The organism is Streptomyces sp. NPDC085524 (assembly GCF_044541755.1).
Lineage (GTDB): Bacteria > Actinomycetota > Actinomycetes > Streptomycetales > Streptomycetaceae > Streptomyces.
Genome location: NZ_JBITTH010000027.1, coordinates 56,628 through 72,251, shown reverse-complemented (window position 1 = coordinate 72,251; position 15,624 = coordinate 56,628). Strand labels below are relative to the sequence as shown.

Sequence of the window (15,624 nt, the reverse complement as noted above, 5' to 3'; positions counted from 1 at the left end):
CTCTGAGCCGGGGTTACAGCACCGGCAGGTTCTTGCGGAGCTCGAAGGCCGTGACCTCCGAGCGGTACTCCTCCCACTCCTGCTTCTTGTTGCGCAGGAAGAAGTCGAAGACGTGCTCGCCGAGGGTTTCGGCGACCAGTTCGCTGCGTTCCATCAGGGAGATGGCCTCGCCGAGGTTCTGCGGGAGGGGTTCGATGCCCATCGCGCGGCGTTCCGCGTCGGAGAGGGCCCAGACGTCGTCGTCGGCGCCCGCCGGGAGTTCGTAGCCCTCCTCGATGCCCTTGAGGCCCGCCGCCAGGAGGACGGCGTACGTGAGGTACGGGTTGGCACCCGAGTCGATCGAGCGGACCTCGACGCGGGAGGAGCCCGTCTTGCCCGGCTTGTACATCGGGACGCGGATCAGGGCCGAGCGGTTGTTGTGGCCCCAGCAGATGTACGAGGGGGCCTCGCCGCCGGAGCCGGCGGTGCGGGAGGAGCCGCCCCAGATGCGCTTGTAGGAGTTGACCCACTGGTTGGTGACCGCCGCCGTCTCCGCCGCGTGGCGGAGCAGGCCCGCGATGAAGGAGCGGCCGACCTTCGAGAGCTGGTACTCGGCGCCCGACTCGTAGAAGGCGTTGCGGTCGCCCTCGAAGAGGGAGAGGTGGGTGTGCATGCCGGAGCCCGGGTACTCCGAGAACGGCTTCGGCATGAAGGTGGCCTGGACGCCCTGTTCGAGGGCGACCTGCTTCATCACCAGGCGGAAGGTCATGATGTTGTCGGCCGTCGAGAGCGCGTCGGCGTAGCGGAGGTCGATCTCCTGCTGGCCGGGGGCGCCCTCGTGGTGGCTGAACTCCACCGAGATGCCCATCGATTCGAGCATCGTGATGGCCTGGCGGCGGAAGTCCATGCCGACGTTCTGCGGCGTGTGGTCGAAGTAGCCGGAGTTGTCCGCCGGCACCGGGCGGGTGCCGTCCAGGGGCTTGTCCTTGAGCAGGAAGAACTCGATCTCCGGGTGGGTGTAGAAGGTGAAGCCCAGGTCGGAGGTCTTGGCCAGGATGCGCTTGAGCACGAAGCGCGGGTCCGCGAAGGACGGGGAGCCGTCCGGCATCAGGATGTCGCAGAACATCCGGGCGGTCCCGGGGGCCTCGGCGCGCCACGGCAGTATCTGGAAGGTGCTGGGGTCCGGCTTGGCGATCATGTCGGACTCGTAGACCCGCGCGAAGCCCTCGATGGCGGAGCCGTCGAAGCCGATGCCCTCGTCGAAGGCCTGCTCCAGCTCGGCGGGGGCGACCGCGACGGACTTGAGGAAGCCCAGTACATCGGTGAACCACAGGCGCACGAAGCGGATGTCGCGCTCCTCAAGCGTCCGGAGGACGAATTCCTGCTGCTTGTCCATGCCTTCATCCTCGCAGTTCAGACGGCCTGTGCACCACTTCCTCGAGGAGCGGGACACAGTCGGGCCGGCCCAGTATCGCCAGTGGTGGTTTCCGCCACATTACGCACCCCCGAAAGGTCGTGACACCCCCGCACTGACCTCCGGCCCGACATGAGCATTACCATCTGCGCCCATGGGGGGCCGGCAGTACACGCAGCGGGGGCGTCGTGGACGTCCGCCGCTTCGGCGTGCCGTGGGTCCGGCGGCTCCTTCGGCGGCGTTCCGGGCGATGTCCGGCGCGCTGGTCGCGGTGCTGGTCGGAGTCGTGGTCGCCGTGCTGGTGGGGGTCCTGTTCCTCTGCTCGCGGCCCGGGGCCGAGCACGTGGCCGAGGCGCGGCCGCACGCCGTCTGCGAGTCCCCGTACGACCTGCCCGGCTGCTCGCCCCTCTCGCATGCGGTGCCGGGCGTGCTGCCCGCGCCGCCGCCCGCCGCGGTGCCGGCCGGCGGCGGGCCGCAGGCCCCCGCCCGGGGCGTCGGGGCGGAGTGGGTGCGGCCGGCCGAGCCGCTCGCGCGCTCCCCCGACCTCCATGTGCTCCAGGTGCTGCGGACCTGACGGGTCCGGTTTTTCGCGCTCCATCCACCCCCCTCAGCCAAAGGAACCAGGGCACATGGCCAGCAGGACCAACCAGAGCACCGACCCGAACTCCCGCCAGGCGCGGATAGCCGAGATGCGCCGTGCCGAGAAGGCGCGCGAGCGGCGCAACAAGGCCATCGCGATCACCGTCTCCACCGTCATCGTCGCCGGACTCGTCGGCTTCGGCGCCTGGGTGCTGATCGACCAGAAGCAGACCGAGAAGCGCAAGGCACAGGCCGCGGAGAAGCTCCTCAAGGAGCAGCAGGAGATCCGCAAGAAGCCCGTCGAGGGCGAGCAGGTCTGGGACGCGAAGAAGCTGGGCCGCACCCACGTCGAGACCCCGGTGAAGTACGAGATGAACCCGCCGGTCGGCGGCGACCACCACCCCCGCTGGATGAACTGCAACGGCGACGTCTACAAGGCCGCCGTCCCCGACGTGAACGCCGTGCACTCCATGGAGCACGGCGCCGTCTGGGTGACGTACAACGAGAAGGCCGCCCAGGCCGACCTCGACAAGCTCACCGCGCGGGTGGAGAAGACCCCGTACTCGCTGATGAGCCCGGTCAAGGAGCAGGCCGGGGCGATCATGCTCAGCGCGTGGGGCAAGCAGCTGACGGTGGAGAACGCGGACGACCCCCGGGTGGCGCAGTTCTTCACCAAGTACGTGCAGGGCGAGCAGACCCCCGAGCCGGGCGCCGCCTGCACGAACGGCCTGACCAAGTGACGGACACGACCGGCGGCAGGGCCCGGATCCCCCGCACGTACTGGGTTTCGGGCACGGCCGTGCTGCTGGCGCTGCTGTTCGCGGCGGTGGCCACGATGGCCGCCGCCGCGAACGGCGACGACCGCCCGGCGGCGCCGGCCGCCGCCGTGCCCGGGCTGCGCTCGCCCGACGCGGGCTTCGCCCGGGACATGGCGGTGCATCACCAGCAGGCGGTGGAGATGTCCTTCGTGGTGCGCGACCGCACCCAGGACGAGCCGGTGCGCACCCTCGCGTACGACATCGCCAACACCCAGGCCAACCAGCGGGGCATGCTCCTCGGCTGGCTGGACCTGTGGGGGCTGCCGAAGGTGCTGGCCGACGAGCCCCCGATGTCCTGGATGGGCGGCGACGGGCACGGTGGGCACGGCGACGGGCACTCCGGGCACGGGGCCGTGCAGCCGGGCGGGGCGCTCATGCCGGGGATGGCCACCAAGGAGGAGCTCGCGCAGCTGGGCGCCGCCCAGGGCCGGGACGCCGAGGTGCTCTACCTCCAGCTGATGACCGACCACCACAAGGGCGGCGTCGCGATGGCCCAGGGCTGCGCGAAGCTGTGCACGACCCCGGTCGAGCGCGAGCTGGCCCAGGGCATGGTGGACGCGCAGCAGGCGGAGCTCACCCTCATGGCGGACATGCTGGCGAAGCGCGGGGCCGCGCCGCGCGGGTGACGGGGCGCGCCCGTACGGTGGTGGGAGGCGTCCTGTCACCCGTACGGGCGTGCGCTCCCCGTGCCGGGTCGCGTGGGCCGAACGGCCGAATGACGATGGGGACGCCGCGGCGGGGCACCCGCGCCCGTGCCGCACACGGCGCTTGGGAGGTTTACGCGATGACGACCGCCGGAGAGATCATGCACGCCGGGGCCCAGTGGATCCCCGCCACCGAGACCCTGGACCGGGCCGCTCAGCTGATGGCCCGCCTCAACGTGGGCGCACTGCCCATCAGCGACAAGACGGAACGGCTCTGCGGCATCCTGACCGACCGAGACATCGTGGTCGGCTGCGTGGCCAAGGGGCACGACCCCTCGAGGGTCACCGCCGGTGAGATGGCACAGGGCACACCGCGCTGGATCGATGCGAACGCGGACGTCTCCGAGGTGCTGGAGGAGATGCAGAGCCACCAGATCCGCCGGCTCCCCGTGATCAGGAACAAGAAGCTGGTCGGCATGATCAGCGAGGCCGACCTGGCCAAGCACCTGTCGGACGAGCAGATAGCCGGCTGGGCGGAGAAGGTCTACGCCCGGGGCTGATCCCTGCGGGTGACCGTACGGAGCCCCGGCGGCCGCGCCGGGGCTCCACCTCTGGCGACACCCCCGACGACCGCCCGGGCCACCTGGTCCGGGCGGTCCAGCATGACCAGGTGTCCGGCGGGTTCGACGGCCTCGAAGCGGGCGCCGAGCCGGTCGGCGAGCTCCGCCTGGCGGGCGAGCCAGCGCAGGGCGCCGCGGCCCGTACTGCCGTCGTGGCCCGCGAGGACGGTCGTGGGCGCGGTCAGCGGGTGCGTCGCGCGCAGGGCCAGGACCTCGGCGGCGGCGTCGGTGTAGCGGGAGTTCTCCAGCAGCACCCCCCGGCAGACGCGGCCGGTGCGGTAGCAGCGGCGTACGAGGTCACGTGCGGCGGGATCGCCCCCGCCGGTCCGCGAGGCCCGTACGACGGCCCGCCGGGCGAGCGGGCCCAGCGCGGCGGGCAGCCCCGCGGCGGTCAGGAACCGGCCGAGGGCCAGGGCGGCGCCGGTGCGCACGCCCGCGGGCAGCAGGGCGCGCGGGGCCTCCTCGACGCTGGAGTCGACCAGCACCAGGGCGGCGGTGCGCTCGGGGTACAGCCGGGCGAAGGCCTCGGCGTGGAATCCGGCGATGGAATGCCCGACGACGGTGACTCCGGCGGCGGTGCCGTCCGGGCTCAGCGCGTGCAGGAGGCCCGCGATGCGGCGGGCCTCGCCGGCGGCGGTCGGCGGCTCGGCGGCCGGGGCGCTGAGGCCGTGGCCGGGGCGGTCGAAGCGGACGACTGTGCGGCCGGCGGCGACGAGCAGCGCGGCGACCTCGTCCCAGTCGAACCAGGCCATGGCCAGCCCGGCGCTGAGCACGCACACCGGCCCCCGGCCCTCGACCACCACGTGCAGCGGTACCCCGTCCACCCGCACGAAGCGTCCCGGAGCGCCGCTCATGTGCGGCGCTCCCGGTACACGGAGCAGGCGAGCAGGCCCAGCCAGAGCGCCACGAACAGCACCTGGAGCCGCTGCCCGGCGCCCAGGGCCCAGGTCCCGCGGCCGGCCGTGAACAGTGCGATGGCGGTCAGGGTCCACGCGGTGGCGAGGAGTTCCAGGACGACGAGGACCGGGCCGTAGCGGGCCAGCGGGGCGAGCCGTCCGTAGCGCCGGGCCCCCACGGTGAGGGCCACGATCCCGACGAGGGCCCCGGTCATCGCGAGGCTGCTGCTGACGGCGTGGGCCTGATGGGTGGCGGGGACGAGCCCGGCGGTCTCCCGGGCCGCGCACACCGGGTCCGCGGTGGGCGTGCAGCTCAGCGGCAGCCAGGCGTCGGCTGCGGTGGCCGCCCCGAAGAGGGTGACCCCGGCCCACCCGGCGACGGCCCACGGGCGGCGGGACTCGATGCCGCGCAGCAGCCGCAGCAGGGCCAGCAGCCCGCCCGCGAAGGCGAGCAGGCCGGCGCAGAAGTCGGTGGCCCTGAAGAGGCCGCCGAGCGGCTGGTCCTGGGCGGCCAGCTCGCTCACGTACGTCTCGATGGGGTTGAGGCCGGTGGAGAGGACGACTTCGAGGACCCACGCGGTGTAGGCGGCGGCGCCGAGCCCGATCAGCACGGCCACCAGCAGGGCCGGCGGCCAGACCCGCCCGGACGTACGGGACGGGGCGCCCGGCGCGGGACCCGGCGCGGGGGCGGGGGCAGGGCCGGTCGGCGGGCCGGGCCGGCGGCGCGGAGGGGGGCCATTGGTGGACATAGTGTGACTAATCCTATGCAGATCCGGGGGTCGATCCGTGGATCGGATACCCACCCGGGGTAGGGTTCCCGGCATGACGAGCAGAGCCCAGCGAGCTGCCCCGTGGCCCCGGCCGCTGCTGCTCGCCGCGCTCCTGCTGGGCATCGTGACCATGAACGCCCTGGGCCATCCGACTGAGTCCCATGCCTCGGAGGACGCACCCGCCGCCCACTCCGTTGCCTCGGCGGGCCCGTCCGGCCCACCCGGGCCGCCCGGCCCGCCCACGGACGGCGAGCCCGACGGCGCCCCGACCGACGACTCCGGATCCGGGTGCCCCGCCGTGCCCACCGGGCCCGTCGTGCTGTTCCTCGACGCCGGACCGGCCGGCTCCCGCGACACCGCGCCGCTCGGGGGTGCGGCCCGCGTGCCGGACCGGTCCGACGCAGGACCCGACCCGCCGTCGCCCCGCGGACCCCGAGCACTCCTCGACCGGCCGGCCTGCCCGCACGCCTAGGGCCGGGCCCCGCCGCCGCCCCGGCATGCCCGCGCACGCCCGCACGCCCGGGGCGGCGGCCGACGCGTCCGCCCCTCCCCCTCACGACACCAACGAGGTACTTCCGTGCGCTCTTTCCCCTCCCGCCGCGCCGTTCTCGGCGCCTCCGCCGCCTCCGCCGCCCTCGCCGGCTCCGGGCTGCTCTCCGCCTGCGCCCGTACCGCCGCCGACCGGGACGCCGGGAGCGACGGTGCGAACCGCGGCCCCGCCGGGGCCGCCGCCCCCGCCGACTACGTCGACCCGGCCGGCCCCGAGGTGCAGGCCGTCGAGGCCGCCCGCAAGGCCACCGGGCCGCTGACCGAGGTGAGGATCACCGCCACCGCCACCTCCGTGGACCTCGGCGGCGGACACGTCTTCCGCTCCTGGACGTACGGCGACCAGGTCCCCGGCAAGGAGGTACGGGCCACCGCCGGCGGCACCCTCTCCCTGACCCTGGCCAACAACCTCCCCGAGGCCACCTCCCTGCACTGCCACGGCCTGGCGATGCGCAACGACATGGACGGGGTTCCCGGGCTGACCCAGCGGGACATCGCGCCGGGCGGCTCCTTCACGTACAGGTTCGCCGTGCCGACCCCGGGGACGTACCTGTTCCACCCGCACACCGGGGTCCAGCAGGACCGCGGGCTGTACGCGCCGCTGATCGTCGAGGACCCGGACGAGCCCCTCTCGTACGACAAGGAATGGGTGGTGGTCCTGGACGACTGGCTCGACGGGGTGGACGGCTCCACCCCGGACGCCGTGCTCGCCGAACTCCGCGGCGCGAACGGCCAGTCCGCGGGCGGCCACACGGGCCACGGCACGACGCCCGCCGGCACGACGCCCGCCGCGCCCGCCGCCACGCAGTCCGCCTCGCGGGGCGCCGGCACCGGGCCCTCGCGGGTGCGGATGCTCGGGGAGAGCGACGTCCTCGGCAAGGACGTGGGCAACGTCGACTACCCGTACTACCTGATCAACGGCAGGGCGGCGGACGCCCCGTCCGAGTTCACCGCCCGGCCCGGGGACCGGATCCGGCTGCGCATCGTCAACGCGGGCGGGGACACCCCGTTCCGCATCGCCCTCGGCGGCCACGAACTGACGGTCACCCACACCGACGGCTACCCGGTGGAGCCCGCGAAGACCGGCTGCCTCCTGCTGGGCATGGGCGAGCGGTACGACGTCCTGGTCACCGCGCAGGACGGGGTGTTCCCGCTCACCGCACTGGCCGAGGGCAAGGGCGGGTCGGCATCGGCGCTCGCCGTGCTGCGCACCGGGTCCGGGACGGCCCCCACCGCCGCGACGCGACCGGCCGAGCTGGCCACCGCCCCGCTGCTGGCGGACCGGCTCAGGGCCACCGCGTCGGCGGCGCTGCCCGTGCGCACACCGGACCGTACGATCCCGCTCCGGCTGACCGGCTCGATGACCCGCTTCAACTGGGCCTTCGACGGGACCCCGTTCACCCCCGACCAGCGGCATCCGGTGAAGGCGGGCGAGCGGGTGCGGCTGGAGTTCAGGAACCAGACGCCGATGTGGCACCCGGTGCACCTGCACGGGCACACCTTCGCCCTGGGCGGCGACGCGGGCGCCCGCAAGGACACCTCGATCATCCTGTCGGGCGGGAGGCTGACGGTGGACTTCGACGCCGACAATCCCGGGCTGTGGATGCTGCACTGCCACAACGTGTACCACTCGGAGTCCGGGATGATGACGGTCCTCGGCTACGAGCGCTGAGTTCCGCGCGCCGGGAAATGGTGGCGGGGTGCCACCGGGGTCGTGGCAGGCTTGTGGTGATCACGACTGCACGCGACACGAGCAAAAGGACGCCTCCGCCCGTATGAGCACCCCGCCGAACCCGTCCGACACGCCGACCGAGCCGGCCGGGACGCCCATACCGGAGCCGGCCCCGGCGCCGGGACCGTCACCCGAAAAGACCCCCGAGACCCCCCCGACCACGGCCCCGCCGGAGGCGACCCCGGCCGCGGCCCTGTCCGAGGAGCCCCGGACTGCGGCCCTGTCGCTGCAGAAGCCCCCGGCCTCCCCCCACCCGGAGGAACCCCCGACCGCGGGCCCGTCCCCGGCCGCGCCCCTCTCGGAGGAAACCCCGGCCGCAGGGCCCTCGCCGGAGAAGACTCCGGCCGCTACCCCGCCCGAGGCGACACCGGCCGCAGGCCCCTCGCTGGCCAAGACCCCGGCCACGACCCCGTCGCCGGAGGTGACCTCGGCCGCAGGCCCCTCGTCGGCCGAGAACCCCGCCGCGCCCCCGTCGCCGGAGCAGACCCCGGCCGCCTTCCCCGCCGCCCCGGCCCCCGCCGCATCGGCGTTCGCCCCGCCCATGCCCGTGCCCCCCGCTCCCCCCGGCCCCGGCTTCGGCGCCCCCACGGCGCCCACGGCGCCCACGGCGCCCGGTGCCTTCCCCGGCAACCCGTGGGCCCAGCCCGGTGCCGGCTACGGCGTGCCCGGCTACCCGGCGTACCCGCAGCCCGCCCCCGCCACCAGCAACGGCCTGGCCGTCTCCGCCGCGATCGTCGGCGGCCTCGGCATCCTCATCGGCCTCGTCCCCCTCCTCTTCTGGGCCGGCTTCCTCCTCGGCCTGGTCGCCGTCGGCCTGGGCATCGGCGCCATCGTCCGCGCCGTCAAGGGCGCCCCGCAGAAGACGCTGTCCATCGTCGGCACCGTCCTCGGCGTGGTCGCCCTGATCGCCTCGGTCGGCGGCCTCTTCCTCACCGGCCTCGTCTTCGAGAAGGCCGCCGACCGCCGCGCGGAACAGCGCCAGCAGCGCCGGGACCTCGACGGGCTCTCCCCCGGCAGGCCGCCGTCGACGACCCCGCAGCCGTCCAAGCCCTCCCAGGTCCCCGGCCTGACCAGCCCGCTGCCCTTCGGCGAGACCTTCACCTACGACAACGGCCTGAAGGTGAGCCTCTCGGCGCCGAAGGAGTACGAGCCGAAGGGCGTCGTCGCCCGCGAACGCTCCGAGAACGCGATCCAGATCACGCTCACCATCACCAACGGCTCGACGGAGCCGTACGAGGTCCTCTTCGCCATGCCCAACGTGCGCGACGAGCAGGGCATGACCGCGGAGACGGTCTACGACGGCAGCGGCGGCGTGCCCAAGCTGATCAAGGGCGCCATCATGCCCGGCCAGTCCGCCGGCGGCGTCGTGGCGTTCGAGCTGCCCAAGGGCACCAAGAACATCACCGCGGACATCTCCCCGGGCATCGGCCTCACCTCCGTGAAGTACGCCGGCCCGGTCGGCTGAGCCGCGAAGACACACGGGACCCAGGACATCGCGTCAGAAAGACGATTAGACTGGGCCCCGTGCCTCAACTTCGCCTCGCTCTGAATCAGATCGACTCGCACGTCGGCAACATCACCGCCAACGCCGACTCGGTCGTCCACTGGACCCGGCACTCCGCCGAGCAGGGCGCCCACCTGGTGGCGTTCCCGGAGATGGTGCTGACCGGGTACCCCGTCGAGGACCTCGCCCTGCGCGAGTCCTTCGTCGAGGCCTCCCGCACCGCCCTGCGCGATCTGGCGCGGCGGCTCGCGGACGAGGGCTTCGGCGAGCTCCCGGTCGTCGTCGGCTACCTCGACCGTACGGAGGGGACCGCGCCCCGGCTCGGCCGCCCCGCCGGTTCCCCGGAGAACGCGGCCGCGGTGCTGCACCGCGGCGAGGTCGTCCTCCGCTTCGCCAAGCACCACCTCCCCAACTACGGCGTGTTCGACGAGTTCCGGTACTTCGTGCCCGGCGACACCCAGCCGGTGATCCGGGTGCACGGCGTCGACGTGGCCCTGGCCATCTGCGAAGACCTCTGGCAGGAGGGCGGCCGCGTCCCGGCCACCCGCTCCGCCGGGGCCGGGCTGCTGATCTCGATCAATGCCTCCCCGTACGAGCGCAACAAGGACGACGCACGGCTCGAACTGGTCCGCAAGCGCGCCCAGGAGGCCGGCTGCACCCTCGCCTACCTGGCCATGATCGGCGGCCAGGACGAGCTGGTCTTCGACGGCGACTCGATCGTCGTCGGGGCCGACGGCGAGGTCATCGCCCGCGCCCCGCAGTTCTCCGAGGGCTGTGTGCTGATCGACCTCGACCTGCCCGCGGCGCGGGCCGACGCCCCCGAGGGCGTGGTCGACGACGGGCTGCGGATCGACCGGGTGATCCTCTCCGAGGAGCCCGCGGAGGCGCCCGAGGCGGTCGTCACCGGCGGTTACGCCGACCGGCTCGACGACGACGAGGAGATCTACGACGCGCTGGTCGTGGGCCTGCGCGCGTACGTCAGGAAGAACGGCTTCCGCTCCGTCCTGATCGGGCTCTCCGGGGGCATCGACTCCGCGCTGGTCGCCGCCGTCGCCTGCGACGCGATCGGCGCGCAGAACGTGTACGGCATCTCGATGCCCTCGAAGTACTCCTCGGAGCACTCCAAGGGCGACGCCGCGGAGCTGGCCGAGCGGACCGGCCTGAACTTCCGGACCGTGTCGATCGAGCCGATGTTCGACGCGTACATGGGTGCGCTGGGCCTGACCGGTCTGGCGGAGGAGAACCTCCAGTCCCGGCTGCGCGGCACGATGCTGATGGCGGTCTCCAACCAGGAGGGCCACATCGTGCTGGCCCCGGGCAACAAGTCGGAGCTGGCCGTCGGCTACTCCACCCTGTACGGGGACTCGGTGGGTGCGTACGGCCCGATCAAGGACGTCTACAAGACGGACGTCTTCCGCCTCGCGCAGTACCGCAACCGGGCCGCCGCCGAGCGCGGCGAGACCCCGCCGATCCCGGAGAACTCGATCGTGAAGCCGCCGAGCGCCGAACTGCGCCCGGGCCAGGTGGACACGGACTCGCTGCCGGACTACCCGGTGCTCGACGCGATCCTGGCGCTGTACGTGGACCGCGACCAGGGCATGGAGGCGATCGTGGCGGCCGGCTTCGACCGGGAGCTGGTCGCCAGGACCCTGCGGATGGTGGACACGGCGGAGTACAAGCGCCGCCAGTACCCGCCGGGCACGAAGATCTCCGCGAAGGGCTTCGGCAAGGACCGCCGGCTGCCCATCACGAACGGCTGGCGCGAGCAGGCGTAGCCGCTGCGCCCGGCCCGGACGGGAAGGGGGCCCTGCCGCATCGGCGGCGAGCCCCCTCCTCACTCCTGCCGGCCGGGCGTCCGCCGTCCCGCGCCGGGACGGCGGCGGTGCCTGCGGCGGCACCGCTCACCCGGTCGTCCCGCGGCCTAGGGGGCGACCGTCACCCGTGCCGCGACCGGCAGGTGGTCGCTGCCCGTGCGCGGCAGGGTCCAGGACGCCTCCGGTTCGATCCCGCGGACCATGATCTGGTCGATCCGGGCCATCGGGAACTGGGCGGGCCAGCTGAAGCCGAAGCCGTCGCCCGCGGCACCCTGCGTGGAGCGCATCTGCGAGGTGACCTCGGACAGCGCGCGGTCGTTCATGGTGCCGTTGAGGTCGCCGAGCAGGATGGCCTTCTTCAGCGGTTCCGCGGCGAGCGCCGCGCCCAGCGCGTCCGCGCTGTTGTCGCGCTGGTTGGCGGTGAAGCCGGCGTTCAGCTTGACCCGGACGGAGGGCAGGTGGGCGACGAAGACGGCCACCTTGCCGTTCGCGGTGTCCACGGTGACGCGCATGGCCCGGGTCCAGCCCAGCTTGATGTCCACCGGACGGCTGGCGGACAGCGGGTACTTGCTCCACACCCCGACGGTGCCCTCGACCGAGTGGTACTTGTACGTGCCCGCCAGGGCCTTCTCGTAGACGGGGACGGCGCTGCCCTTGAGCTCGGTCAGGGCCAGGACGTCGGCCCCGGACTTCGCGATCGACTCGGCGGTGCCGCGCGGGTCGGGGTTGTCGGCGTCGACGTTGTGCGTGGCGACGACGAGGTTGCCGCCGGGGCCCGACTTGTCGGTGACCAGGCCGCCGAAGAGGTTCACCCAGACCGCGGCCGTCAGCAGTATCGCGATCAGCGCGGTCGCGGACTTGCGCAGGACCGCCCCGACCAGCAGCAGCGGGACGGCCAGCCCCAGCCAGGGCAGGAAGGTCTCGGTGAGGCTGCCGAGGTTGCCCACGTCGTTGGGGAGCTCCGCGTGGAACACCATGACCAGGCAGATCAGCACCGCGATCGCGGCGAGCACCCAGCCGCGCCGCCAGATTCCGGGGTCTCTGCGCAGTTCGGCCAGCCGGCGCCGGAAGCGGGACGCGGAGGGCTCGGGCTCCGAGCCGCCGTTCCCCGACTCCGTCTTGTACGCCTGTGCCATGCCACTGCCCTCACTGCCGTGCTCGCGCTCCGTCCCCGCCCCTTGACCCTAGGCGATGACCGGAGCCTTCCGTGCCCTACGTCACGACCGCCTGACGCGGCCGTACGTCCCGGAGGACGAACGGCCGTGCGGCACGGGTTCCGCTTCTTTCCGCTTGTCACGAAACGCGCACATTGCATACTCCGCGCACGGCGCGCTCCCCGCGGCACTTCCGCGTTTGGCCACGCGGATGCCACCATGGTGGGTGAGTCCGGGGACGCCGTAAGGGCGCCTCGAGATGACACAAGGAGCAGTTGCAATGACGCACGCCGTTTCGCCTGCCCGCGAACCCGCAGCCGCGGCCTCCCCGACCCTGTACGGAGGCACGGGCACCCGGCGCATCACCGTCCGCGACCTGACCCTCGCCAAGGAACGCGGCGAGAAGTGGCCCATGCTCACCGCCTACGACGCGATGACCGCGTCCGTCTTCGACGAGGCCGGGATCCCGGTGATCCTCGTCGGCGACTCGATGGGCAACTGCCACCTCGGCTACGACACCACCGTCCCGGTGACGATGGACCAGATGACCATGCTGTCGGCCGCCGTCGTGCGCGGCACGAGCCGGTCGCTGGTCGTCGGCGACATGCCGTTCGGTTCGTACCAGGAGGGCCCCGTCCAGGCACTGCGCAGCGCCACCCGCCTCGTCAAGGAGGCCGGAGTGGGAGCGGTGAAGCTGGAGGGCGGCGAGCGCTCGCTGGCCCAGACCGAGCTGATCGTGCAGGCCGGCATCCCCGTCATGTCCCACCTGGGCCTGACCCCGCAGTCCGTCAACGCCATGGGCTACCGGGTGCAGGGCCGCGGCGACGAGGCCGCGCACCAGCTGCTGCGCGACGCGAAGGCCGCGCAGGACGCGGGTGCGTTCGCGGTGGTGCTGGAGCTGGTTCCGGCCGAGCTGGCCGCGGAGGTCACCCGGTCCCTGCACATCCCGACGGTCGGGATCGGCGCGGGCGCGGAGTGCGACGCGCAGGTGCTGGTGTGGACCGACATGATGGGCCTGACCGGCGGGAAGATGCCGAAGTTCGTCAAGCAGTACGCGAACCTCCGCCAGACCATGAACGACGCGGCGAAGGCCTTCGCCGAGGACGTGGTCGGCGGAACGTTCCCGCAGGCGGAGCACGCCTTCCACTGACGGGCGTGCCCGTCGTGAAGTGAGGAATTGACAGCCCGCCGACGTGACGTCGGCGGGCTGTCGTCTTCGTGTCGGCCGCCTGTCGGTCGGCTGTCGGTGCTTTGTCAGTGGCGCCTGGTCCCATGGTGGACATGACGCGAAACGACAAGAACACCAACGCCGTCGAAGTGCGGGGGCTGGTGAAGCACTACGGCGACACCAAGGCGCTCGACGGGGTCGACCTGGACGTCCGCGAGGGCACGGTCCTCGGGGTCCTCGGCCCGAACGGCGCCGGCAAGACCACCCTGGTCCGCTGCCTGTCCACCCTGATCACCCCGGATGCCGGCACGGCGACGGTCGCGGGCTACGACGTGGTCCGCCAGCCGCGGCAGCTGCGCCGCACCATCGGCCTCACCGGCCAGTACGCCTCGGTCGACGAGAAGCTCTCCGGCTGGGAGAACCTCTACATGATCGGCCGGCTGCTGGACCTGTCCCGCAAGGACGCCCGGTCGCGGGCCGACGAGCTGCTGGAGCGCTTCTCGCTCACCGAGGCCGCGAAGAAGGCGGCCATGCACTACTCCGGCGGCATGCGCCGCCGGCTCGACCTGGCCGCCTCCATGATCGGCCGCCCGGCCGTGCTGTACCTGGACGAGCCGACCACCGGTCTGGACCCCCGCACCCGCAACGAGGTGTGGGACGAGGTGCAGCGGATGGTCGCCGAGGGGGCCACCGTCCTGCTCACCACCCAGTACATGGAGGAGGCCGAGCAGCTCGCGAGCGAGCTGACGGTCATCGACCGCGGCAAGGTCATCGCCAACGGCAAGGTCGACGAGCTGAAGGCCCGGGTCGGCGGCCGCACCCTGAAGATCCGTCCCGTGGACGCGGCCGACCTGCCGGGCATGGCCCGCTCGCTGGCCGAGGCCGGTCTCGACGGGGTGGCGGGCACGCAGGCCGTCCCGGACGAGGGCGTGCTGCTGGTCCCGATCCTGAGCGACGAGCAGCTGACCGCCGTGGTCGGCCTGCTGGCCGCCCGCGGGTACGCGATCGCCGACCTCGGCACGTACCTGCCCAGTCTGGACGAGGTGTTCCTGTCGATCACCGGCCAGAAGCCCACCATCGAGACCCCCGAGGAGGTCGCGGCATGAGCACCGTAACCACGACGAAGCCGGCCGACGCCGCGACCGCCCCGGCGGCCGGTGCGGCCGCCCTGCCCGGAGAGGGCCGGATCGGCCTGCGGGCCAACCTGCGCCACATCGGCGCGCTCGTGCGCCGCAACGCGCTCCAGATCAAGCAGGACCCGGAGTCGATGTTCGACGCCGTGCTCATGCCGATCATCTTCACCCTGCTCTTCGTGTTCGTCTTCGGCGGTGCGATCTCCGGCAAGGGCAACCAGGAGGCGTACGTCAACTACGTCATCCCGGGCCTGATGGCCATGATGGGCATGAACATCTCGATGGCGGTCGGCACCGGCGTCAACGACGACTTCAAGAAGGGGGTCATGGACCGCTTCCGGTCCATGCCGATCGCCCGGTCGTCCGTGCTCCTCGCGAAGATCGTCGTCGAGGTCGGCCGGATGCTGGTCGCCATCGCGATCCTGCTGACCGTGGGCTTCATCCTGGGCCTGTCGATCAAGGGCTCGGTGCTGGACCTCTTCTACTCCATCGGCCTGTCCGCCGTCTTCGGCGCCTCGCTGATGTGGATCTTCATCCTGCTCGGTCTCACGATGAAGACGGCCCAGGCCGTCCAGGGCATGGCGATGCTGGTCCTGATGCCGCTGCAGTTCGGCAGCTCGATCTTCGCCCCGCCGACCACCATGCCGGGCTGGCTGCAGTCCTTCACCGACTACAACCCGCTGTCCAACCTCGCCGATGCGGCGCGCGCCCTGATCAACGGCACTCCCGTGGGCAACTCCGTGTGGATGACGCTGGGCTGGTCGCTCGCCATCACGGCGGTCACCATGCCCCTCGCGGTCCGCAAGTTCCGCCAGAAGACCTGATCCGGGTCGGCCGGTCCGTTCGGATCGCG

At 72.7% G+C, this 15,624-nt stretch carries 15 protein-coding genes; 11 read left to right on the top strand and 4 right to left on the bottom strand.

Annotated features, from left to right (window positions below):
* Positions 1-13: 13 nt before the first annotated feature.
* Positions 14-1,375, bottom strand: coding sequence for a glutamine synthetase family protein (locus ACIGFK_RS33045; RefSeq protein WP_376658930.1), 1,362 nt, complete (start codon positions 1,373-1,375; stop codon positions 14-16).
* Positions 1,376-1,643: 268 nt separating this feature from the next.
* Between ACIGFK_RS33045 and ACIGFK_RS33040 the strand changes: the two genes are divergently transcribed.
* The 4 genes from ACIGFK_RS33040 (at position 1,644) to ACIGFK_RS33025 (ending at position 3,994) form a co-directional block, all read left to right on the top strand.
* The gene (locus ACIGFK_RS33040; protein ID WP_400054743.1) at positions 1,644-1,967 is read left to right on the top strand and encodes a hypothetical protein; all 324 of its coding nucleotides are present in this window, start codon (positions 1,644-1,646) and stop codon (positions 1,965-1,967) included.
* 55 nt (positions 1,968-2,022) lie between these two features.
* On the top strand, positions 2,023-2,712 hold the full coding sequence (locus tag ACIGFK_RS33035; RefSeq protein ID WP_376658928.1) for a DUF3105 domain-containing protein: 690 nt from the start codon (positions 2,023-2,025) through the stop codon (positions 2,710-2,712).
* A gap of 95 nt (positions 2,713-2,807) precedes the next feature.
* Positions 2,808-3,416 (top strand): DUF305 domain-containing protein, encoded by a 609-nt coding sequence (locus tag ACIGFK_RS33030; protein ID WP_376658931.1) that lies wholly within the window; start codon positions 2,808-2,810, stop codon positions 3,414-3,416.
* A 158-nt stretch (positions 3,417-3,574) separates the two neighbouring features.
* Positions 3,575-3,994 (top strand): CBS domain-containing protein, encoded by a 420-nt coding sequence (locus ACIGFK_RS33025; RefSeq protein WP_376658927.1) that lies wholly within the window; start codon positions 3,575-3,577, stop codon positions 3,992-3,994.
* On the opposite strand, the gene ACIGFK_RS33020 is transcribed toward ACIGFK_RS33025, so the two are convergent.
* Together ACIGFK_RS33020 and ACIGFK_RS33015 are read right to left on the bottom strand one after the other, a co-directional pair.
* The gene (locus tag ACIGFK_RS33020) at positions 3,979-4,908 is read right to left on the bottom strand and encodes an alpha/beta fold hydrolase (RefSeq protein WP_400054740.1); all 930 of its coding nucleotides are present in this window, start codon (positions 4,906-4,908) and stop codon (positions 3,979-3,981) included. The genes ACIGFK_RS33025 and ACIGFK_RS33020 overlap by 16 nt on opposite strands.
* Entirely contained in the window at positions 4,905-5,699 is a 795-nt protein-coding gene (locus tag ACIGFK_RS33015) for a DUF998 domain-containing protein (protein WP_376658925.1), read from the bottom strand. Before ACIGFK_RS33015 ends, ACIGFK_RS33020 begins: the two co-directional genes overlap by 4 nt.
* A gap of 73 nt (positions 5,700-5,772) precedes the next feature.
* On the opposite strand from ACIGFK_RS33015, the gene ACIGFK_RS33010 reads away from it, so the two are divergent.
* The 4 genes from ACIGFK_RS33010 to ACIGFK_RS32995 all read left to right on the top strand — a co-directional run bounded on the left by ACIGFK_RS33010 (position 5,773) and on the right by ACIGFK_RS32995 (position 11,277).
* A complete protein-coding gene (locus ACIGFK_RS33010) occupies positions 5,773-6,192 on the top strand; it encodes a hypothetical protein (RefSeq protein WP_376658924.1) in 420 nt (139 codons plus the stop codon).
* Between the two features lie 105 nt (positions 6,193-6,297).
* A complete protein-coding gene (locus ACIGFK_RS33005) occupies positions 6,298-7,938 on the top strand; it encodes a multicopper oxidase family protein (protein WP_376658923.1) in 1,641 nt (546 codons plus the stop codon).
* A 103-nt stretch (positions 7,939-8,041) separates the two neighbouring features.
* Positions 8,042-9,463, top strand: coding sequence for a DUF4352 domain-containing protein (locus ACIGFK_RS33000; protein WP_400054737.1), 1,422 nt, complete (start codon positions 8,042-8,044; stop codon positions 9,461-9,463).
* A 59-nt stretch (positions 9,464-9,522) separates the two neighbouring features.
* On the top strand, positions 9,523-11,277 hold the full coding sequence (locus tag ACIGFK_RS32995) for an NAD+ synthase (protein ID WP_376658921.1): 1,755 nt from the start codon (positions 9,523-9,525) through the stop codon (positions 11,275-11,277).
* 146 nt (positions 11,278-11,423) lie between these two features.
* Here ACIGFK_RS32995 and ACIGFK_RS32990 read toward each other — a convergent pair whose 3' ends face one another.
* Entirely contained in the window at positions 11,424-12,452 is a 1,029-nt protein-coding gene (locus ACIGFK_RS32990) for an endonuclease/exonuclease/phosphatase family protein (RefSeq protein ID WP_376658920.1), read from the bottom strand.
* A gap of 298 nt (positions 12,453-12,750) precedes the next feature.
* On the opposite strand from ACIGFK_RS32990, the gene panB reads away from it, so the two are divergent.
* The 3 genes from panB to ACIGFK_RS32975 all read left to right on the top strand — a co-directional run bounded on the left by panB (position 12,751) and on the right by ACIGFK_RS32975 (position 15,595).
* Positions 12,751-13,620 (top strand): 3-methyl-2-oxobutanoate hydroxymethyltransferase, encoded by an 870-nt coding sequence (gene panB / locus ACIGFK_RS32985; protein WP_386467532.1) that lies wholly within the window; start codon positions 12,751-12,753, stop codon positions 13,618-13,620.
* 122 nt (positions 13,621-13,742) lie between these two features.
* The gene (locus tag ACIGFK_RS32980) at positions 13,743-14,744 is read left to right on the top strand and encodes an ATP-binding cassette domain-containing protein (RefSeq protein WP_376658918.1); all 1,002 of its coding nucleotides are present in this window, start codon (positions 13,743-13,745) and stop codon (positions 14,742-14,744) included.
* Positions 14,741-15,595 (top strand): ABC transporter permease, encoded by an 855-nt coding sequence (locus ACIGFK_RS32975; protein ID WP_376658917.1) that lies wholly within the window; start codon positions 14,741-14,743, stop codon positions 15,593-15,595. The genes ACIGFK_RS32980 and ACIGFK_RS32975 overlap by 4 nt, the downstream gene beginning before the upstream one ends.
* Positions 15,596-15,624: the final 29 nt, after the last annotated feature.